Source organism: Lentzea sp. JNUCC 0626, assembly GCF_043632865.1.
Classification (GTDB): domain Bacteria; phylum Actinomycetota; class Actinomycetes; order Mycobacteriales; family Pseudonocardiaceae; genus Lentzea.
In genome coordinates this window covers 547,348-566,913 of sequence record NZ_CP171635.1, presented here as the reverse complement: position 1 = coordinate 566,913, position 19,566 = coordinate 547,348, and the positions used below count along the sequence as shown (strand labels likewise).

Genomic DNA, 19,566 nt, shown 5'->3' with positions numbered 1-19,566 from the left:
GCCGATCAGGCGGTGAGGAGGGTCAAGCCGTACGTGCGCAGGATTTCGTTGACGGGCTGGAACCAGGTGCGGCCACCGCTGGAGCAGTTGCCGTACCCGCCCGAGGTCACGCCCTGGGCCTGGTCACCGGTGATGAACGAGCCACCGGAGTCGCCGCCCTCGGCGCACACGGACGTGCCGACCATCTCGTAGACCGCGCCCTGCTGGTAGTTCACCGTCTCGTTGCGGCCCTGGATGACGCCGCAGTGCCAGTGCGTGGTCGAGCCCGAGCGGCACACGGACGTGCCGGGCGGGGCCTCCCACGAGCCGCGGACGAGGGCGTCGCTGGTCTGGCCCCAGCCGAGGACGACCGGCACGTTCCACCAGCCGCCGCCGGTGCGCACCCAGCCGTAGTCGTTGCCGGGGAACGACGAGCCGACGAACTCGCCCTGCCAGGAGCGGTCCCAGCCGTAGACGTTCCAGGCGCCTACGTTGCAGTGGCCCGCGGTGACGTAGCCGCCGTGGACGGAGAAGCCGATCGAGCAGCGGACGTTGCCGGTGTAGAACGGGTCGCCGCCCACGGTGCCGGCCGCATAGGTCTGCGGCTTCTGCACGCCTGCCGTGTTAACGACAACATCCTTGGGCAGCGCCGAAACGTCGGCACCAGGCAGGGCGTCGACCACTACGGCGCCGCGCTGGACGTCGACCCGCCACCCGGCGACGTCCGGCGAGACCGCACCGGACTTGGACAGTCTGTCGATGCCCATCTTCACCGCGTTCAACGAAGCCAGGGACTTCGTTCGCAGCACCGGCTGGGCACCGGTGGCGCGGACGGCGTCGACTCGGGCGGGGTCGGTGACGGCGACCTGCAGCTTGCCGTCGGCGTACCAGCTGCCGCCGTAAGCGTTGGCGGCGGCCTGTTCGGCGGCCGGGGCGATCTTGAGGGCCACCTTCTCGGTGCGGATGCGGTTCAGCGCTTCGGCCTGGGTGATGCCGAAGTCGCGGCTCATGGCGTCGACTACGTCAGCGGACGCCGTCACGGCAGGGATGGTGAGCGTGCCCAGCACGATCGCTGATACGGAAGCTATGCGTAGCAACATGGTTGTCTCCTAGGGCGCCCAGGGTGAGCTCACGGCCCAGCTCACGTCCTGGTTGTACGAGGCAGGGTTGTCGTACGTGTGCGCGCCGCCGTTCGAGGCGACCCAGACCTCCTCCGCGTAGTGCCTGATGTTGGTGCCGAGCTCGTTGATCGACTCCAGTCGCACGCCACCGGTGCCCTGCTGCGCGCAGAACGTCGCGTCGCGGCGGAACAGGTCGGTGTTGTCGTTGGTGCCGAGCCGGACGCGGAAGTCCGCGTGCCGCAGGAACTGGCCCGGGATGTTGCGGGACTCGAACGAGTAGCAGGTGGGCTCGGCGAGTCCGCGCCGGACGACGAACGTGGCGTCCGCCTTGGTCAGGGCGTCCGAGGTGCTGGTGACGACGTCCGTGCGGGCCAACGACTCCCGGTGCCGCAGGTAGCGGTCCGTGAAGCCGGGGGTGGTCACGCGGAACGAGCGGGCCTGGTCCAGCGGCAGGTCCGCGCCGCTGCGCCACAGGCCGGTGCCGACCGCCCACGTGGTGTCCGCGGCGAAGGAACCAGCGCTGTCCCAGGGGTTCGGGCCACCGGAGCGCGCCAGGTAGACGCCCTCGTTGTAGTGCCTCACGAAGGAACCGCGCACGTTGAACGACTCCAGCGCGGTGCCGCCGGAACCTTCACGGGCGCAGAACGTGGCGTCGCCCGCGATCGAGCCGTTGTTCACGTCGAGGCGGACGCGGCCGTTGCTGTGCCGGAGGAACTGGCCCGGGAAGTTCCGCGACTCGAACGAGAAGCAGGCCGCGTCGGCCAGTCCGGGACGCAGGTTGAACGTCGCGTCCAACCGACCGAGATCAGTGTTGATCACGTCGGTGCGCGCCAGCGACGACTGGTGACGCAGGTACCGGTCGGTGTAGCCGGAAGTGGTGACGCGCAACGACACCACGTCGTCCGGACTGACTGCGGTACCCCGCGCGACCGCGAGCACGCCGAGGTTCACCGCCCGCACGCGCGCCTCGGTCATCTTCAAGACGCGCCGGTCGTAGGTGTAGAAGCCGTTGACCTCGTTCTCCACGTCGTACGGCTCGGTGTAGACCATCGCCGACAGCCCGCGGGTGTGGATCAGCCGCTGGACCTGCTTGATGACCTCCTCGTACCGCTTCGTCAGCGACACCTCGTCCGGGTACAAAGCGCCGTAGGCGAATCCGGCACCCGGCTGGTACTCGTGGCCGACGACCCGGCGGCCCAGGCCACCGAACTCGCCGAGCATCGCGACCCGGTTGGCGTCGGGCAGCCTGGTGTTGGCCGAGATCTGGTAGTGGTGGTCGTCGATCACATCGCCGTTGCCGGGGTCGGGATCCGAGACGCAGCAGTTGGATCCCGAGTTGTGGTTGATCAGGCGGGTGTTGTCGATCGAGCGGATCAGGTTCACGATCCGGCCCGCGTCGTACTCGCCCCAGCCCTCGTTGAACGGCACCCACTGCACGATCGACGTGATGCCCTTGAGCTGGTCGATCATCCGGCGCAGCTCGGACTCGTAGTTGGCGTGCGAGTTCGGCACCTCGTCGATCGAGTCGACGGACGGCATGTCCTGCCAGACCATCAGGCCGAGGCGGTCGGCGTGGTAGAACCAGCGCGCCGGTTCGACCTTGATGTGCTTGCGGACCATGTTGAACCCCAACGCCTTCTGGCGTTCGAGGTCGAACCGCAGCGCCTCGTCGGTCGGCGCCGTGTAGATGCCGTCCGGCCAGTAGCCCTGGTCCAGCGTGCCGCTCTGGAAGACGAACTTCCCGTTCAGCAACGGCCGCATGACGCCGCCGACCATCGCCTTGCCGAGCGAGCGCATGCCGAAGTAGCCGGTGACGGCGTCGCCGCTGCCCAGCGTCACGCGCAGGTCGTAGAGGAACGGGTCGTCGGGCGACCACAGCCGGGCGTTCGGCACGGGGACGCGCAACGAGGTTCCGGTCGTGCCGGTCTGTCGGCCGACGACCTGGCCGCCGCTCAGCACTTCAGCGGTGACGGCCTGACCGGCGGTGCCCTGCACGACGAGGTCGAGCGCGCTCGCGGGGACGTTCGGGGTGGTGTCGAGGCGGGTGATGTTCGCTGCCCGCACCGGTTCCAGCCACACGGTCTGCCAGATGCCGGACGCGGCCGTGTAGAAGATCCCGCTGGGGTTCCGGCGTTGCTTGCCGATCGGGTAGCGGCTGCCGTCGATCGGGCTGTGAACGCCCACAACGATCTCGTTGGTGCCGCCGTTGAGGGCGGAGGTGATGTCGAACGAGAACGCGTCGAACCCGCCGGTGTGCGTGCCGACCTGCCTGCCGTTGACCCAGACGCGGGTCTCCCAGGTCACGGCGCCGAAGTTCAGCTTGACCTGACGGCCGTTCCAGCCGGACGGGACGGTGAAGGTGCGGCGGTAGAACATGTTGTCCTCGTGCCGTTTGATCCCCGACAGCGCGGACTCGATCGGGTACGGCACCAGGACGCCCTCGGCCAGCGGCCTGCCGATGGGCGGCGAGTTGAGGTTGGGTGCCCCGGCGAACTCCCAGACACCGTTGAGGTTCTGCCACTCCGGGCGCTGGAGTTGCGGCCTCGGGTACTCGGGCAGGGCGTTCGTCGGGGACACCTGGGAGGTCCACGGCGTGGCCAGCGGAGGGGTCTTCGGAACCCACTCCGCCGCCTGCGCCGCGGTCGGTGTCAGAAAGGTTGCTGTGATGAGGAATCCGACCAATACGCCCAGGACGCGTCTGGTCATGGCTCTCCTATCTTCGCAATATTCGTTGCAGGACGACGACGATGAGCAGGAACACCCCGCTCACCACTGACTGGTAGTTGCTGTCGAGCGTGCCGATCTGGTTGATGACGTTCTGGATGACCTTGATCAGGCCCACGCCGATCACGGTGCCGAGGATCGTGCCCATGCCACCGGTCAGCAGGGTTCCGCCGATGACGACGACCGCGATGGCGTCCAGTTCGAGTCCGACGCCGATGACCGTGACGCCCGACTGGAGATAAGCGGCGGTCAGGGCGCCGGCGAGTCCCGCCAGCGTGCCGCTCATCGTGTAGACGAGGATCTTGGTCTTGGCGACGGGTACGCCCAGCAGGACCGCCGACTGCTCGGCGCCGCCGGTGGCGAAGACGTTCTGGCCGAAGTTGGTGCGGTTCAGGACCATGCCGCCCAGGACGGCGAGCACGGCCGCGACGAAGATCGGGTAACCGAAGCCCGCCACCGTGCCGCGGCCGAGTTCGACGAACGCGCTGTCCCCGTCGATCTTGTAGGTGTTGGCGCCCTCGTCGGTGATCGCGAGCAGGAGGCCGCGGGCGAACAGCAGCGATGCCAGCGTGACGATGAACGGCGCCATGTTCGTCCTGGCTATCAACAGGCCGTTGATCAGGCCGATCAGCCCGCACACCACCAGCGGCAGTGTCAGCGCTACCAGGAACCCGTACTGCGCGCCCCACGCCGCGAGCACGCCGCCGAGTGCGTAGAGCGACCCGACGGACAGGTCGATGCCGCCCGTGATGATCACGAACGTCATGCCGATCGCGATGATCGCCAGGAACGAGCCCTGCAACGCGAGGTCGCGCAGGTTGTCGAGGCTGCCGAAGCGCGGGAACACCAGCCACGACACCGCGACCATCAGCACGAGCGCGACGGCGGCGCCTTGGCGTTGCAGGACTTTCGTCCGCGCGGCCTTGGTCGGTGTCGGCACCGACTTGGTCAGTGTCGTCGTCATCGGCGCTCCCGAGCCACGTAGACGGCGGCGACGATGATCGCGGCCTGGATCATCTGCGCGATCGAGTCGGGCAGGTTGTGCTTGATCAGGGTCGCCCGGACGAGCTGCATCAGGATCACGCCGAACACCGTGCCGAGCACGCGGACCTTGCCGCCGGTCAACGGGGTGCCGCCGACGACCACGGCGGTGATCGCGGACAGCTCCATCAGCATGCCCATGTCGGCGGGGTCGCTCGCGGCGAGCCGGGACGTGGCCAGCACACCGGCGACGGCGGCGAGCGCGCCGCAGATCGCGTAGACGCCGACCAGCACGCGGTTGACCGGCAGACCCGCGAGCGTTGCGGCCTTGCGGTTGCCACCGATCGCGACGAGCTGACGGCCGAACGTGGTGCGGTTGGTGACTCCGGCGATGATGAGCGCTAACACTCCGGCGATCAGCACGCTGATCGGGAGGCCGAGCACGTCACCCGTGCCGAGTTCGAGGAACGACGGGTCGCGCAGCTGCACGAGCTGGCCGTTCGCGATCACCAGGGCGAGGCCGCGGCCGCCGACCAGCAACGCCAGCGTGGCGACGATCGGCTGGATGCCGACCTTGGCGACCAGGAACCCGTTGAAGGCTCCGCAGAGCACGCCGACGACCAGCGCCATCGTGATCGCCATCAGCGGTCCCGCGCCCAGGTATAGCGGGATGATCGCGGCGGCGAGCGCCATGACCGCGCCGACGCTCAGGTCGACGCCCTCGGTGCCGATCACCAGCGCCATGCCGAGCGCGACGATCAGCACGGGCGCGGCCTGCACGAGCTGGGTGGTGAAGTTGCCGACCGTCAGGAAGTTGGTCGTGAACAGGGCGTTGAACAGCAGCAGGGCGGCTACGGCGACGTAGACACCGTTGTCCTGCAACCACTGCGTGCGCGCGGCCTTCGTAGTGGCTTTAGCGGCTGGCTGCGTGGTCGTCTGCGTCATCTCTCACCTCCGCCGCGATCGCGTTGAGCACGTGCTCACGGGTGAGCTGGTCTCCTTCGAGTTCACCGGCGACCGCGCCGTCGCGCAGGACGACGATCCGGTCCGACCCGTCGAGCAGTTCGTCCAGTTCGGAGCTGATCAGCAGCACCGCCAGGCCTTCCCTGGCGAGTTCGTCGATCAGCGCCTGCACCTCGGCCTTGGCACCGACGTCGATGCCGCGCGTCGGTTCGTCGAGCAGCAGGATCTTCGGTTCGGTGCAGAGCCACCGGGCGAGCAGCACCTTCTGCTGGTTGCCGCCGGAGAGCTCCGCGACCTTCTGCTCCGGGCTCGACACCTTGATGCGCAGACGTTTGACGAAGGTGTCGACGATCCTGTCCTGCTTGGACCGGCTGACCACGCCGAACCTGCTCAGCCGCGGCAGTGCCGCGAGCACGATGTTCTCGCGCACGGACAGGTTCGGGATGATCCCCTCGGTCTTGCGGTCCTCGGCGAGCATGCTGATGCCCGCCTTGGTGGCCGCCTTCACGGTGTGCGCCACGGGTTTGCCCGCGACCAGCACCGTGCCGCTGTTCAGCGGCAGCGCGCCGATGATCGCCTTCGCGGTCTCGGTGCGACCCGAGCCGAGCAGGCCGGCGAGGCCGACGACCTCGCCGGGCCGGATCGACACGTTCACACCGTTGATGCGCGGCGTGCTCGTGAGGTCCCGCGCTTCGAGCACCGGTTGCGCGTCGGCGTGGTGGTCCTCGCCGAACGCCGTGGTGCCGTCGCGTTCGATCTCCTTCACCGACCTGCCGAGCATCAGCGAGACGAGCTCGATGCGCGGAAGTTCTTTGAGAGAGCCGCTGTGCACGTTCACACCGTCCCTGAGCACCGTGACGGTGTCGCAGATCCGGTACAGCTCGTCCATGCGGTGGCTGACGTAGATGATCGCGATGCCCTCGTCGTGCAGCTTCTGCACGACACCGAGGAGCGTCTCGACCTCACGCGGTTCGAGCGACGACGTGGGCTCGTCCATGATCACGACGTCCGCCTCGGCGTCGACGGCCCTGGCGAGCGCGACCATCTGCTGCTCGCCGACCGCGAGCGTCCCGAGTGGACTGCTGACGTCCGCCGTGATGCCGTAGCCGCGCAACAGTTCCGCGGCGTCGGCGTCCCTGCGCGCCCGGTCGATCAGCCCGAACCGGTTGCGCGGCTCGCGGCCGAGGAACAGGTTCGCCGAGACGCTCATCAACGGGACGAGGTTCACCTCCTGGTAGATCGTGGAGATGTTCCCGTTGCGGGTGATGGAACCGGCATCCGGGGTGTGGATGCCGGTCAGCACCTTGATCAGCGTCGACTTGCCGGCGCCGTTCTCCCCGACCAGCGCGTGGATCTCGCCGCGCTGGAGCGTGAAGCTGACGTCGGAGAGTGCCCGGACGCCGGCGAACGTTTTCGTCACGCCGGCGACCTCGATGACGGGATCAGTAGGCATTGCCGAGCTTCTGCGCCGCGTTCGTGGTGTCGTACTCGTCGTCGGAGATCACGATGGTGTTCGGGATCTCGTCGCCCTTGCCGAACTTCTCCAGCGTGTCGAACGCGAGCGGGCCGAAGCGCGGGTTGGACTCGACGACCGCGGTGTAGCTGCCGTCCGCGATGAGCTGCACGGCGTTGCGGGTGCCGTCGATGGAGACGACCTTGACGTCCTTGCCCGGCTGCTTGCCCGCGGCCTTGAGCGCGGTGACCGCACCCACGCCCATCTCGTCGTTCTCGGCGTAGACGGCGGTGATGTCGGGGTTGCTCTGGATGAGCTGCTCCATCACGGCCTGGCCCTTGGACCTGTCGAACTCACCGGTCTGCTCGGCGACGACGGTGAGGCCCGGCGTGCCCGCGATGCCGTCCTTGAAGCCCTTGGTGCGGTCGACCGTGACGTTGTTGCCCGAGGCGCCGAGCAGGATCGCGACCTTGCCGGTGCCGCCGGTCGCCTTGATCATCTGCTGCGCGGCGCGTTCGCCCTGCTTGACGAAGTCGGAACCGATGAAGGTCAGGTAGTCGGTACACGGCTGCGAGGTGACCTTGCGGTCGATCGTCACGACCGGCACCTGCTTGGCCTTCGCGGCGTCGAACGCGGGCTGCAGGCCGTCGGAGTTGAGCGGCGCGACGATGAGCAGCTTCACGCCGCGGTCGAGCAACGACTTGATGTCGCTGATCTGCTTGTTCAGGTCGCTCTGGGCGTTGGTGACCAGCAGTTCGGCCCCGCGCTTGGCGGCCTCGTCCTTGATCGACTGGGTCTCCGCGATGCGGAACGGGTTCGCCTCCTTCTCCGACTGCGAGAAGCCGACCGAGGCGCCCTTGAGCTCGACCTGCGGGTACCCGGTCTTGCTGCGCGCACAGCCCGGACCTGCGCTTTGGTTCTGCGCGGCGGACGCGGCGGGGCCCTCGCTACTGGCTGTGGTCGGGGTTTCTCTGGCTGTGCACCCCGTCACGAGCAAGGCGGCGACGGCGATGAGCAACATGCGAGACATCGTTGGCTCCTACACGGCGGGCTTGGCGTGGACGCGCTCTCAGGCGTTAGATTTGCATCGTTGTTCCAACGATGTAAAGACCCGGAACCCTCCCGGTTTTTTTCGCGGCACTTTTCAGGAGGCTGTGTTGGCCACGCTCAAGGACGTCGCTCGGCTGGCGGGAGTCTCGGTGAAGACCGTGTCGAACGTGGTCAACGGCTACTCGTTCGTCAAAGCGGACAACCGCCGGCGCGTCGAGGAGGCCCTCGAGGCGACCGGCTACCGGCCGAACCTGGGAGCCCGCAACCTGCGCCGCGGCCGCACGGGCTTCATCGCCCTGGTCCTGCCCGAACTCTCCATTCCGTACTTCGCCGAACTGGCGGGCCTGGTGATCGCCGCCGCCCAGGAGCACGAGTGGAACGTTCTCATCGAGCAGACCTTCGGCACCCTGGCCGGCGAGCGGTCGGCGTTGGCTTCGCTGGGGCCGCACCTGGTGGACGCGGCGATCCTGTCGCCCGAGGCGCTGGAGGCGGACGACTTCCAGCTCTCGGTGCCCGCGGTGCTGCTGGGTGAGCACGCCGTCGACGTCCCGATCTCGCGGGTGGGCATCGACAACGTGGCCGCCGCGCAGGCCGCCGTCCGGCACCTGATCTCGCTGGGGCACACGCGGATCGCGGCCATCGGCGCGCACCCCCACCGTGGTACCGCCGCGTTGCGTCTTGAGGGGTATCGGGCGGCGTTGGCCGAGGCTTCGCTGCCGTTCGTCGACGAGCTGGTCATTCCGGCGTTGAACTACCACCGCGCGGACGGTGCGGCGGCGATGAGGTCGTTGCTGGACCTGCCTTCGCCGCCCGATGCGGTGTTCTGCTTCAACGACCTGCTGGCCATCGGTGCGATGCGGGCGGCTGCCGAGCGTCTGGTGCGGGTGCCGTCCGAGTTGGCCGTGGTCGGGTTCGACAACAACGAGGAGAGCGTTTACAGCTCGCCGTCGTTGACCTCTGTCGCGCCGGACAAGTCGGCCATTGCCCGTGCGGCCGTTGACCTGCTGCACCAACGGGTCGAGTCAGGTGAGTTGCTGGCCGACGTCGAGACGCCGTTTTCCTTGCAGGTTCGGGAAAGCACCGTGGCGCGGTGACGGTGACGTTCGGTCCCGACAGGATCGTGTTCTCGTCCTACCGGTTTCCGTGGGCTTCCGTTGCGCCGCATGGGGTGCTGCGGGCTGGTGACGTGCGGGACGTGTCTTGTGACTTTGCTCCTTTCGAGATCCGGACTGTGGCCGGTGAGACGTTGTTCCTGACCGGGGATTCGGCTGGGTTGAAGGCGTTCTGCCTGCGGCACGAGGTGCCTGAGGTGGCGCGGTTCGACGTGTGGGGCAACCTGCTGGAGCCGTTCCTGGACACGTCTTTTGATGCTGCGCACGTCGCTGCGACCGATGCCCGGCTGCGCGGGGTGGGGCTGACGCAGTCCGATGTGGACTCGATCCGGGCTCGGGTGGCGCCGTTGATGGAGGCCTACAACCTCGACAGCATGTTGTGGGAGTGGGCGCATCTCGGGTTGTACGACCTGTTGGACGCGTTGAGCGGGACCCTCGTGCCCTCGGCTCTGCCTTCGTCTTTGGATGATCCGGGCGAGGTTTACCGGTGGGCGATGGAGATCGCCGACTACGGGCGGTAGGCGGCCAGGGTCTTCTCGTCGAACAGGACGAACCTGATCAGCTCGATGGTCGCGTTTCGTGTCGCGGCGTTCGCGATTCGGGCGGCGTCCTCGATCGGCCAGCGGTAGATGCCGGTGGAGATCGCGGGGAACGCGATGGAGTTCGCGCCGAGTTCTTCGGCGATCTTCAGGGCGTTGTGGTGGCAGTCGGCGAGGAGTGGGGAGCGGTCCTCGGTCGGCGACCAGACCGGGCCGACGGTGTGGATCGCGATGTCGGCGCGGGGCCCCGCCCACCCAGGGGGCTGACCACCTGCCTCCACTCAACTTAGCGCCGATTTGGCCGTGTCAAGAGTCCGCGCGGCAATCTGTGGACAACTCCGGGCCGCCTTGCGGTGCGAGCCGAGTTGTCCACAGATCCGCGCAGGAGGGGCTTGACAGGGTTCACGCTGCGCTAAGTTCGATGTTGGCGGCGGGTGGTCAGCCCCCTGGGTGGGCGGGGCCTTTCGCGGCGGCGTTTCTGATTCGTGTCAGGCGAGCGGGCAGGTGTTCACGTCGGCCGGCCTGGGCAGCGTGGCTGAGGGCGGCGGTTGCACGCCGTCCAACCAGCGCTCCAGCGCCACGAACGCCGACCGGTGGCACGGCGCGAGCGGCCGCAATCGGTCTGGGTACGTGTCCACGAGGCCGTCGACGTGCGTGCCCTGCTCCACCCGGTAGTACCGGTGCAGCCGGTCGGGTGTCATGGCCGCGTACACGTCCGAGTCCTGGCTGATCGGCAGCAGCACGTCGTAGGTGCCGTGCACGGTCAGCAGCGGCCGTTTCACCTTGCCTGTCAAGGCAACCCGCGACACGGCAGGCCCGGCGACGTGGCGGCGATCCCCGTACGAGTAGTCCGCGTCGCAGGTCGGGGTGCCGGACGCGCAGAACGGCACGCCTGCTTCCAGGGCGCCGTCGAACGACGGGTCGAACTCCTCGCGGTAGATGCGCTGGGTCAGGTCCCAGTAGTAGCGGTAGTGGTAGTCCCACAGGAACTCGGTGCCGGCCGGGAAGCCCGCCGCCACCATCTCCTCGTGCGCGCCCCGTTCGCCGGCCAGGTAGCGCGGGTAGGCGCGGAGGATCGGCGGCAGGAAGGTCAGCGGGTTGGGGCCCTTGACCATCCACAGTGTCCCCTCCCAGTCGACGCCGCCGTCGTAGAGGTGCGGGCGGTTCTCCAGTTGCCAGCGAACCAGGTAGCCGCCGTTGGAGATGCCGGTGGCGATGGTGCGGCGTGGGGTTCGGCCGTAGCGTTGGGAGACAACGGACTTGGCGGCGATCGTGAGTTGGGTGAAGCGGGTGTTCCACTCCTGCATGGCGTTGCCGTCTTGGTAGAACTGGGCGCCGGTGTTGCCCTTGTCGGTGGCGGCGAAGGCGTAGCCGCGGGACAGGACCCAGTCGGAGATGGCTCTGTCGTTGGCGTACTGCTCGCGGACGCCGGGGGCGCCGGTGACGACCAGGCCGCCGTTCCAGCGGTCCGGGAGTCTGATGACGAACTGCGAGTCGTGCCAGCCGTTGTTGGTGTTGGTGCGGGAGGTGTCCGGGAAGTAGCCGTCGATCTGGATGCCGGGGACGGCGGGCGGGACCGGGAGTGCGGTGCTGGTGAGGCCTGCCCAGTCGGCCGGGTCGGTGTGGCCGGTGGCTACCAGGCCCGTGGTGGTGAGGTCGGTGAGGCGGGCCAGTTCGTGGTGTTCGGCGCCGGGGACCTTCATCGCTGCGGTCGGCGGCGTCAGCGCGAGTACCAGTACCAGCGGAAGCAACATAGCTGGTCAAGCTAGTTGTGGTGGCCCTTCGGCGACATGGTTGCCTGCCACACAAGGCCCGCCTTGAAGGTGGTGAAGCCGAACAGGTCCAGCACCCGGCGCACCTGCGGCTGGGTGTGGTGCAGGCTGAACGACTTGCCGTTGTGGTGCGCCGCGCACAGCAGCAGGAGGAGCGTGCGCAGGCCGCTCGCGGACAGGAACGTCACCTCGGCCAGGTCGATCGTGACGCGGTCGGTCGTGGTGTCGGTGACGCCGGGCAACACGGCGGCGAAGAGGAGGTCGCAGGTCGTCATGTCCATCTCGCCGCGGCAGGTGGCGACGAAGCGGGCTCCGGAGTGTTGCGTCCACACGGCGAACGGGCTGGTCATCGATCCACTTCAGCGCACCGACCGGCCCGAACGATAGCAGCGGAAACGAAGCCTCAGCTCGAAAAACGAAGTGTCTGCGACGGTGACCGTCCATAGGCCGTGCGGTAGTGCGCGGCGAAAACGCTCGGGCGGGCGTAACCCCAGCGTGCGGCGATGGCCGTCACCGTGCCGTTGGCGGCACGTAGGTCTTCATGCGCGCACGACAGACGCACGCTCCGTAGGTACGCCATCGGGGTTGTGTCGAGATGTCGCCTGAATGCGAGTTGTAGCGCACGGATGGACACGCGTGCGGCCCGTGCGATGTCTCCGGCCGTGATGTCTCTCGCGGCGTTGGCCTCCATGAACGCGATGGCGCGCCGTACGGTCTGCGGTTGTGCTTCGGCCGTGTCGTCCAACGTGCTGTGGGGGAACGTCGCCAGTGTGGTCGACACGAGCAGACGCGTCGCGTTCGCCACGACCAACGGGTTATCGCCGAACGTCGGTAGCACCTCGTCGTGCAGATGGGTGCACATCGACTTCCACGCGGCCCCAGCACGTGACGAGAGAGGGCGACACCCAGCGAACCGCACGCCGTCAGCCACCTCGTCCATCACGGCCTGGGTGAACACGACCATCGACGCCCGCGGGTCCTGCGTGCCCGCTGTGAAAGGCCGGCCGGGCGGTACGGAGAGGAAGACCTCGCCCGGCGACACGAACCGGTCCTCGCCGTCGGAGCTGTAGCGGATCCGGCCAGACGTCAGGTGCCCGAAGATGTAGTCGCCCATGGGCTCACCGGCGGCCTCGAAGCCGATGTGACCGCTCAACCGGTCGAACCGCACGGGGCCGAGCGACCCGGAGGCGAAGCGCAGGGACGAGCCCCGGTCACCGCTGCTGAAGCGCAACTTCGCGTACGCCGTGGTCAGCACCTCGTGCGCCGCGTCCAAGTCCGTCACCTCGACGACCGCTTCCACGTGCTGCACGATCCTCGCCGCGCCGGGTGGTGTCCACCGGCCGAACGATCGATTCCGGCAGTTCCGGAGCAGGCGAGCGGAACGCCCTGTCTCGTGCCCCTGCAGGGCGTTCCGCCACCGACTAGAACCGCACTAGACCCGGACGAGCGAGGCGAGAGCCGTCTGGCCCAGCTGGTTCGGGTGGAACACCGCCTCCTGGCCCTCCTGGCCCGGCGCCAGCGCGTCGAAACCGCGCAGGAACGGGGTGCCCGACTCGCACAGGGCGTGGCCGTCGAACGTGCCGGGGCGGGAGAACGGGCTCACGTAGGTGACGTTGACGCCCTTGTAGAGGGCCTTCGTCGCCGCCGCGCGGAGGGTGGCGTCGATGCCGTCCGCGACCTTGTTGCCCTGGGCGCGTTCCTCGGTGGTGAGGATGCCGTCGCCGCAGACCGGGTCGAGGGTGGCCCCAGCCGGGTTGGCCTTCGTCGAGACCTGACGGCCGTAGCCCACGAGCACGATCCGGGCGTGCGGGCTGCGCTTCTTGATCTCGGTGAGGACGCCGGTGACGTCGCTGCCCATCTGGGGGAGCTTCGCCAGCATCGCCTCGGTGGGCGCGCCGGTGCAGTCCGACTGGATGCAGAGGCCGCCGTACTGGGCGTACTTCAGGTTGTTGGTGCCGATGGTGAGCAGCACGACGTCCGTGTTGCGCTTCAGGGCCTCGTACTGGGAGGGCTGGCCCTTGAACGGGGCCGCGAGCTCCTGGGTTTCGACGCCGCTGCAGCTCACGTTGGCGAAGCTGCCGAGTCGTCCCTTGGCGCGCAGGCGGGCGGCCACCTGTTCGCCGTAGGAGTTGTTGCTGCGCCAGCAGTTGCCGGCGGTACCGTCTTGATAGGACCCCGCTCCGGTGCCGGAGGCGTAGGAGTCGCCCATGACGACCAGCGAGGTGGAGTAGGTCGCGTTTGCCGTGGGAGCGATCCCAAGGGCAGCCGCAACAGCTGTGAGTACAACAAGAGTTCTCTTCACCGGACCCCCGATGTCGACTTCAGTGCACTCGCGATAGTGCCCGAACCGGGCATCTCGGTGCCGCCAATCGAGATGCCCGGGCCGTTGTGACGTCAGGGTTTCGGAGATGAGGGCAACAACTTCGGCCCGACCGTGCTACTCGGACATCGCGGCGATCTCCTCCAGCAGCGCGGTTTTGCGGTCGTTCGGCAGGAACGACGCCAGCACGGCGTTCTCGGCCAGGCGGGCGACCTGCGGGCGGTCGAGGTTCAGGGTCGTGGCCACGGCCAGGTACTCGCCTTCGAGGGTGGCGCCGAAGAACGGCGGGTCGTCGGTGTTCAGCGTCACGACGACGCCCGCGTCGAGCATCTGCCGCACCGGGTGCGCCTCGATCGAGGGCACCTGCCGCGTGCGCACGTTGGACGTCGGGCAGACCTCCAGCGGGATTCCCTTCAACGCCAGGTGTTCCAGCAACGCGGGGTCCTCGGAGCAGCTCGTGCCGTGGCCGACGCGTTCGGCGTGCAGGTCGCGCAACGCCGACCAGATCGCCTCCGGGCCGGACGTCTCGCCCGCGTGCGGCACGCTGTGCAGGCCCGCTTCCCTTGCGGCGGCGAAGAAAGGCGCGAACTGGGCGCGGCCGACGCCCTGCTCGGGGCCGCCGAGTCCGAAGGAGACGAGTCCGTCCGGGCGGGACGCCAGCGCGAACGCGAGCGTCTCGCGGGCGGCGACCAGGCCCTTCTCGCCGGGGATGTCGAAGCACCAGGCCAGGTCGACGCCCAGGGCCAGCGCTTCGGCGCGGCCGCTGGCGAGACCCTCCAGGAGTTCGTCTGCGGGCATGCCGTCGGTCAGGTGGTTGTACGGCGTCACGGTGACCTCGGCGTACCGGACGTTCTGGCGCGCCAGCTCGCGCGCCAGGCCGACGACGAGCGCGTGGATGTCGGCGCGGCTCTTCAGCATCGACTGGACGGCCCAGAACACCTTCAGGAAGTGGTCGAAATCCCGGAACGTGTAGAAGCGCTCCAGCTCGGCGCGGTCGGTGGGCACGCCCGCCGACGGGTGGCGGCGGGCCAGCTCGAGCACGGTGTCGAGGCCGGCCGAACCGACGAGGTGGACGTGCAGTTCGACCTTGGGCAGGGCGTGGATGAACGAACGCATGGCAGAGCTCCCCGATGAAGAGGCGAATGGTGTGCGGGAAACGGGGACGACTCAGGGAGCGAGGTCGCCGCGTTCGGTGTCAGCGCCGTAGAGCGGCAGCTTGAAGTCCGGCACGAAACCCAACCTAGCGAAACCCGGTGGCGGCGCGCGAGCCTCACTTGCACGATGAGTCCCGTGACCGGGGAAGACGTGCTGGAGATCCTGAACGCGCTCGACGGCTTCGACGTCCACGTGGGTGGCGGGTGGGGAGTCGACGCGCTCGTCGGCCGGCAGACGCGACCACACGGCGACCTCGACCTCATGCACCGCGAGGAGCAGGAACCGCAGATCCTGGAAGTCCTCCAGGAGCGGGGTTTCGTGGAAACGCTTTCCTGGCGTCCGGTCAGGTTCGTGCTGACCGGGCCGGGGCCGCGCGAGATCGATCTGCACCCGCTGCGGTTCGCGGTGGACGGCAGCGCCGAGCAGTCCTCGCTGACGCCGGGTGAACCGTTCCGCTACCCCGCCGAGTGCTTCGTCACCGGCACGATCCTCGGCACGCCGGTGCGGTGCCTGTCCGCGGCTCAGCAGCTGCACTTCCACCAGGGTTACGAGCCGCGCGACCGCGATCTGCACGACCTGGCGCTGCTCAAGGAAATAGCCGGTGGCGCCTAGGAAGCCTCGAGAGCCTCGGCCTTGATCTGCTCGAACTGGGCCGCCATCGCGGCGGACAGGGCCTGGGCGCCGGACAGCGGCCGCACCATCACGGTGAACTCGTCGATCAGCCCGTCCGCGTTCAGGTGCAGGAAGTCGCAGCCCTGGATCTCCTTGCCGCCGATCTCGGTCCGGAACACCAGCGCGTGGTTCTGGCCGTCGATGATCTCGCGCTCGTAGCGGAAGTTCTCGAACACCCGCATCACGCCGCGCAGGATCGCCGCGGTCAGGGCCTTGCCGGGGTACGGCGCGAACGCGACGGGGCTGGTGAACACCACGTCGTCGGCGAGGCACGCGGCCATCGCCTCGGTGTCGCCTGCCTCGACTGCCTTGCGGAATGCCTTCACGGCGACACCCTCACATACTCAACTTGTTGACTAGGTCAGCGCACCGTAACCTGCTCGTATGTCGCTGCGCAACGCCGTGATGGCCGCCCTGCTCGACGGCGAGGCGTCCGGCTACGACCTCGCCAAGACCTTCGACGCGGCCGTGGCGAACTTCTGGATCTGCACGCCGCAGCAGCTCTACCGGGAGCTCGACAGGATGGAGGCCGACGGGCTGATCGCGGCCAGGACCGTCGAGCAGGAACGCAGGCCGAACAAACGGCTGTTCACGCTCACAACCAAAGGCGCGGAAGAACTCACCAAATTCACCGCGCAGCAGCACAAGCCCACCGCGATCCGCGACGAACTGCTGGTCGCCGTGATGGCCGCGGACCACGGCGACCTGGAGGCCGTCAAAGCCTCGATCCGGGAACGCAGGCAGTGGGCCGAGGCGAAGATCGAGCGCTACGAACGACTCAGGGGCAAGCTCCTCGACGGCCGGACCGAGGACGACTTCCTGATCAACGCCGACCGGGTCGGCCCTTACCTGACGCTCCAACGGGGTTTGTCCTTCGAGCGGGACAACGTGAAGTGGTGTGCCAAGAGCCTCAGCGTGCTGGAGCGGCGTGGTGCCCGCCTCGACGCGCCCACGTGAGGTTGAATCGGGTTCATGAACGGCATCTCGATCTTGCAGGAGGCATTGAGCGCGCCCGCGCAGGAAGCGCGCAACCGGTTCGCGGGGCGGCTCAACGGCTACCTCGACGGCTCGGACGTCGTGCACGCGGTGCGGCTGCAGGGCTGGCTGGGTCTGGAAGTGCCCGGCCCCGGCTGCCACGTCGGCACGGGCAGCTGGGACTTCACCCGGTTCAAGGCGACGACCTCCCCGGTGACGTGCGGGCGGTGCCGCAGCGCCGGACTGCTCACCAGTTCGTTCACCGGCGGCCCGCACCAGCAGACCCTGGACCTCGAAGGCATCTAAAGCGCCGAACGGTTGCGCAGCCCCATACCGGTCAGCGCGGTCAGACCGAGCCGCTCGTAGAACGGCCGCAGTTCCTCGTCGCACGTGAGGTCCACGGAGTACAGGTGGGCGGCCTCGGCCACGATCCGCCGCACCAGCTCGCTGCCGATCCCCTGCCCCTGGAACGACGGCCGCACCTCCAGCCACGGCACGAACGCCGTGAGCACGCCGTCGCTGATCATGTTCACGAACCCCACGACCTCCGCGCCGGACCGAGCCACCACCACCCGGTAGCTCCCGCGCAGCACGGCGAGGTGCTGCGCGGGTGACGGCGCCGCGGGCCAGCCCACGAAGAAACCGGCGAGATCGGCCTCGGTCAGGCCGCTGACATCCGTGCTGTACGAAATCACGCCGCATTGAACCAATTCGGCGCCGATTGCGTAGCGGAATTTCTGGCCGATTCTGCGGTTAAGCTCCTGGTCATGCCCTTGCCGACCGCTCCACTGCGCCGTGCGCGCTGTGCTGCCGTCGGCGTGGTCAACGGCTCGCTCGCGGTCCTCGCGCACTCCGGCGCGGACGGTCAGCTGCCCGACGCCGGACTCGTGTTCTCGCTGGTAGGACTCCTGACGTGGGCCACGGCGGGGTTCGCCAGGCACGAGCTGACGTGGCAGCGGCTGCTCCTGCTGATCGGGGGCGGTCAGCTCGCGATGCACGCCCTGGTGTCGCTCGCCGCGTTCCGGCACGTGCACGAGGCCGAACCGGTGCGCATGCTCATGGCCCACGTCGCGGCCACGGTCGTAACGGTCGCCGTGCTCGCCACAGCCGAACGCACGGTGCTCGCGCTCGCCCGCGCGATCGCGGCCGTGCTCCCCCGCAGGCTTCCCGCGCTGCCCGCCAGCGCTCCCCTGGGCGTCGCCACGCCGTCGATCGCGCGCACCGCGGTCGTCCTGCACGTGCTGTCGTGGCGCGGGCCTCCCGCTGAACAGGTCTGAAGTCCCCTTCACAGGTCCGCTCGCGCGAGCGGTCCTGCCCCTGTTCACGCCCACATTGGAGCGCCATGACCACCACAGCCGCTCCGTCACGCACATCGTTCGCGTGGCGGGGACTCTTCCTGCGCCTGCACTTCTACGCAGGTGTGCTCGTCGGCCCTTTCATCCTGATCGCCGCGCTGACCGGCGTCCTGTACGCACTGACTCCGCAGCTCGAGTCGTGGATCTACTCCGACCAGCTGCGCGTTCCCGCCACCGCACAACAACTTCCGCTGTCCACTCAGGTCGACGCCGCGCTCGGAACGGCCCCGAAGGGCGAACTCGTCGCGGTTCGTCCCGCCCCCGAACCCGGTGACACGACGCGGGTTCTGTTCGCCGAGGAGGGTCTGGGCGAGTCCGAACGGCGCGCGGTCTTCGTCGACCCCGGCACCGGACGAGTCACCGGTGATCTCGTGGTCTACGGGTCGAGCGGCGTGTTACCGCTGCGCACGACGCTGGACCAGTTGCACCGCAACCTGATGCTCGGCGAACCCGGCCGCCTCTACAGCGAACTCGCCGCGTCCTGGCTGTGGGTCGTCGCGCTCGGCGGTCTGGTTCTGTGGTTCTCCCGCGCCCGCAAGAGCAAGCGCATCAAGGTGCACGGCCTGATCGGCGTCTGGACGCTCGCGGGCGCGTTGTTCCTGTCCGCCACCGGGCTCACCTGGTCCGCCTACGCCGGTGAGAACGTCGCGCTGCTGCGCACGGCCGTCGGCTGGAGCACGCCCACGCTGAAGATCACCGGCTCCGGCGAGGGCCACGGCGACCACGGCACGACCGCCCCCACGCCGTCCGCCGGCGGGCACGGCGAGATCGACGAGGTGTTCGGTGCCGCGAGGGGCGCGGGCATCGACGCGAACGGCATCGAGATCAGCCTGCCCGCCGCGGCCGGTGGCCCCTGGAAGGTCGCCGAGATCGAGAAGGGCCTGCCATCACAGGGCGATTCCGTCGCGGTCCAGGGCGGCAACGTCGTCGGCGAGCTCCGGTTCGCCGACTTCCCGCTCGGCGCGAAGCTGACGCGGTGGGGCATCGACGCGCACATGGGCGTGTTGTTCGGCTGGCCCAACCAGCTGCTGCTGTTGCTGATCGGCGGCGGACTGGTCGCTTTGGTCGTACTCGGTTACCGCATGTGGTGGAAGCGCAGGCCCACCAGTGGCTTCGGGCGGCCGACGCCGCGCGGTCAGTGGCGCAAGGCCCCGCGCGAGGCGTTGATCGGACTCGGGGCGGCGGCACTGCTCGCAGGGTGGTTCGCGCCGCTGTTCGGGATCACTCTTCTGGCCTTCTTGCTCGTCGACGTTCTCCTTGGCAGGAAGGCGAAAGCCTCGGCTTCCTAGAATGTCCACAGTGGACAGGGCTTGCTTGATCTGGACATTTACGGCATATTAATGCCCGGTGAGCCGGGAAGCCTGGTCGGCCCGCCCGTCGCGACAGGGTGACGGG

Annotated in this window: 21 protein-coding genes; 7 read left to right on the top strand and 14 right to left on the bottom strand. The window is 68.5% G+C overall.

Annotated features, from left to right (window positions below):
- Positions 1-5: 5 nt before the first annotated feature.
- The 6 genes from JNUCC0626_RS02700 to JNUCC0626_RS02675 are packed head-to-tail and all read right to left on the bottom strand — an operon-like array spanning position 6 to position 8,251.
- Positions 6-1,079, bottom strand: a complete 1,074-nt coding sequence (locus JNUCC0626_RS02700; protein ID WP_394618033.1) for a S1 family peptidase — start codon at positions 1,077-1,079, stop codon at positions 6-8.
- 9 nt (positions 1,080-1,088) lie between these two features.
- The gene (locus JNUCC0626_RS02695; RefSeq protein WP_394618032.1) at positions 1,089-3,806 is read right to left on the bottom strand and encodes an AbfB domain-containing protein; all 2,718 of its coding nucleotides are present in this window, start codon (positions 3,804-3,806) and stop codon (positions 1,089-1,091) included.
- A 7-nt stretch (positions 3,807-3,813) separates the two neighbouring features.
- Positions 3,814-4,788 carry an ABC transporter permease gene (locus JNUCC0626_RS02690; RefSeq protein WP_394618031.1) on the bottom strand — a complete coding sequence of 325 codons (975 nt, stop codon included), beginning with the start codon at positions 4,786-4,788 and terminating at the stop codon, positions 3,814-3,816.
- Positions 4,785-5,750 (bottom strand): ABC transporter permease, encoded by a 966-nt coding sequence (locus JNUCC0626_RS02685; protein ID WP_394618030.1) that lies wholly within the window; start codon positions 5,748-5,750, stop codon positions 4,785-4,787. The genes JNUCC0626_RS02690 and JNUCC0626_RS02685 overlap by 4 nt, the downstream gene beginning before the upstream one ends.
- Positions 5,719-7,221: a sugar ABC transporter ATP-binding protein gene (locus tag JNUCC0626_RS02680; RefSeq protein WP_394618029.1), complete on the bottom strand. Its 1,503-nt coding sequence runs from the start codon at positions 7,219-7,221 to the stop codon at positions 5,719-5,721. The genes JNUCC0626_RS02685 and JNUCC0626_RS02680 overlap by 32 nt, the downstream gene beginning before the upstream one ends.
- Positions 7,211-8,251 (bottom strand): ABC transporter substrate-binding protein, encoded by a 1,041-nt coding sequence (locus tag JNUCC0626_RS02675; protein WP_394618028.1) that lies wholly within the window; start codon positions 8,249-8,251, stop codon positions 7,211-7,213. The genes JNUCC0626_RS02680 and JNUCC0626_RS02675 overlap by 11 nt, the downstream gene beginning before the upstream one ends.
- A 124-nt stretch (positions 8,252-8,375) precedes the next feature.
- On the opposite strand from JNUCC0626_RS02675, the gene JNUCC0626_RS02670 reads away from it, so the two are divergent.
- The gene (locus tag JNUCC0626_RS02670; protein WP_394618027.1) at positions 8,376-9,365 is read left to right on the top strand and encodes a LacI family DNA-binding transcriptional regulator; all 990 of its coding nucleotides are present in this window, start codon (positions 8,376-8,378) and stop codon (positions 9,363-9,365) included.
- Positions 9,362-9,904: a hypothetical protein gene (locus tag JNUCC0626_RS02665; protein ID WP_394618026.1), complete on the top strand. Its 543-nt coding sequence runs from the start codon at positions 9,362-9,364 to the stop codon at positions 9,902-9,904. Before JNUCC0626_RS02670 ends, JNUCC0626_RS02665 begins: the two co-directional genes overlap by 4 nt.
- Here JNUCC0626_RS02665 and JNUCC0626_RS02660 read toward each other — a convergent pair.
- The 6 genes from JNUCC0626_RS02660 to add form a co-directional block, all read right to left on the bottom strand.
- Positions 9,892-10,203, bottom strand: a complete 312-nt coding sequence (locus tag JNUCC0626_RS02660) for a macro domain-containing protein (protein WP_394618025.1) — start codon at positions 10,201-10,203, stop codon at positions 9,892-9,894. The two genes, JNUCC0626_RS02665 and JNUCC0626_RS02660, sit on opposite strands and share 13 nt — an antisense overlap.
- 207 nt (positions 10,204-10,410) lie before the next feature.
- The gene (locus tag JNUCC0626_RS02655; RefSeq protein ID WP_394618024.1) at positions 10,411-11,676 is read right to left on the bottom strand and encodes a prolyl oligopeptidase family serine peptidase; all 1,266 of its coding nucleotides are present in this window, start codon (positions 11,674-11,676) and stop codon (positions 10,411-10,413) included.
- An 11-nt stretch (positions 11,677-11,687) separates the two neighbouring features.
- The gene (locus JNUCC0626_RS02650; protein ID WP_394618023.1) at positions 11,688-12,044 is read right to left on the bottom strand and encodes an STAS domain-containing protein; all 357 of its coding nucleotides are present in this window, start codon (positions 12,042-12,044) and stop codon (positions 11,688-11,690) included.
- A 53-nt stretch (positions 12,045-12,097) separates the two neighbouring features.
- The gene (locus tag JNUCC0626_RS02645; protein WP_394618022.1) at positions 12,098-13,003 is read right to left on the bottom strand and encodes an AraC family transcriptional regulator; all 906 of its coding nucleotides are present in this window, start codon (positions 13,001-13,003) and stop codon (positions 12,098-12,100) included.
- A gap of 123 nt (positions 13,004-13,126) precedes the next feature.
- On the bottom strand, positions 13,127-13,903 hold the full coding sequence (locus JNUCC0626_RS02640; protein WP_394618021.1) for an SGNH/GDSL hydrolase family protein: 777 nt from the start codon (positions 13,901-13,903) through the stop codon (positions 13,127-13,129).
- Positions 13,904-14,131: 228 nt separating this feature from the next.
- Positions 14,132-15,130: an adenosine deaminase gene (gene add, locus JNUCC0626_RS02635; protein ID WP_394618020.1), complete on the bottom strand. Its 999-nt coding sequence runs from the start codon at positions 15,128-15,130 to the stop codon at positions 14,132-14,134.
- 174 nt (positions 15,131-15,304) lie between these two features.
- On the opposite strand from add, the gene JNUCC0626_RS02630 reads away from it, so the two are divergent.
- Positions 15,305-15,781: a nucleotidyltransferase domain-containing protein gene (locus JNUCC0626_RS02630; protein WP_394618019.1), complete on the top strand. Its 477-nt coding sequence runs from the start codon at positions 15,305-15,307 to the stop codon at positions 15,779-15,781.
- On the opposite strand, the gene JNUCC0626_RS02625 is transcribed toward JNUCC0626_RS02630, so the two are convergent.
- Positions 15,778-16,167 carry a nuclear transport factor 2 family protein gene (locus JNUCC0626_RS02625; protein WP_394618018.1) on the bottom strand — a complete coding sequence of 130 codons (390 nt, stop codon included), beginning with the start codon at positions 16,165-16,167 and terminating at the stop codon, positions 15,778-15,780. The genes JNUCC0626_RS02630 and JNUCC0626_RS02625 overlap by 4 nt on opposite strands.
- Positions 16,168-16,225: 58 nt before the next feature.
- Between JNUCC0626_RS02625 and JNUCC0626_RS02620 the strand changes: the two genes are divergently transcribed.
- The gene (locus tag JNUCC0626_RS02620; RefSeq protein WP_394618017.1) at positions 16,226-16,798 is read left to right on the top strand and encodes a PadR family transcriptional regulator; all 573 of its coding nucleotides are present in this window, start codon (positions 16,226-16,228) and stop codon (positions 16,796-16,798) included.
- Between the two features lie 15 nt (positions 16,799-16,813).
- A complete protein-coding gene (locus JNUCC0626_RS02615) occupies positions 16,814-17,122 on the top strand; it encodes a hypothetical protein (RefSeq protein ID WP_394618016.1) in 309 nt (102 codons plus the stop codon).
- Here the strand turns inward: JNUCC0626_RS02615 and JNUCC0626_RS02610 are convergent.
- Positions 17,119-17,511 carry a GNAT family N-acetyltransferase gene (locus JNUCC0626_RS02610; protein WP_394618015.1) on the bottom strand — a complete coding sequence of 131 codons (393 nt, stop codon included), beginning with the start codon at positions 17,509-17,511 and terminating at the stop codon, positions 17,119-17,121. The two genes, JNUCC0626_RS02615 and JNUCC0626_RS02610, sit on opposite strands and share 4 nt — an antisense overlap.
- Positions 17,512-17,583: 72 nt before the next feature.
- Between JNUCC0626_RS02610 and JNUCC0626_RS02605 the strand changes: the two genes are divergently transcribed.
- Entirely contained in the window at positions 17,584-18,093 is a 510-nt protein-coding gene (locus JNUCC0626_RS02605) for a hypothetical protein (RefSeq protein WP_394618014.1), read from the top strand.
- 65 nt (positions 18,094-18,158) lie between these two features.
- The gene (locus JNUCC0626_RS02600; protein ID WP_394618013.1) at positions 18,159-19,460 is read left to right on the top strand and encodes a PepSY-associated TM helix domain-containing protein; all 1,302 of its coding nucleotides are present in this window, start codon (positions 18,159-18,161) and stop codon (positions 19,458-19,460) included.
- Positions 19,461-19,566: the final 106 nt, after the last annotated feature.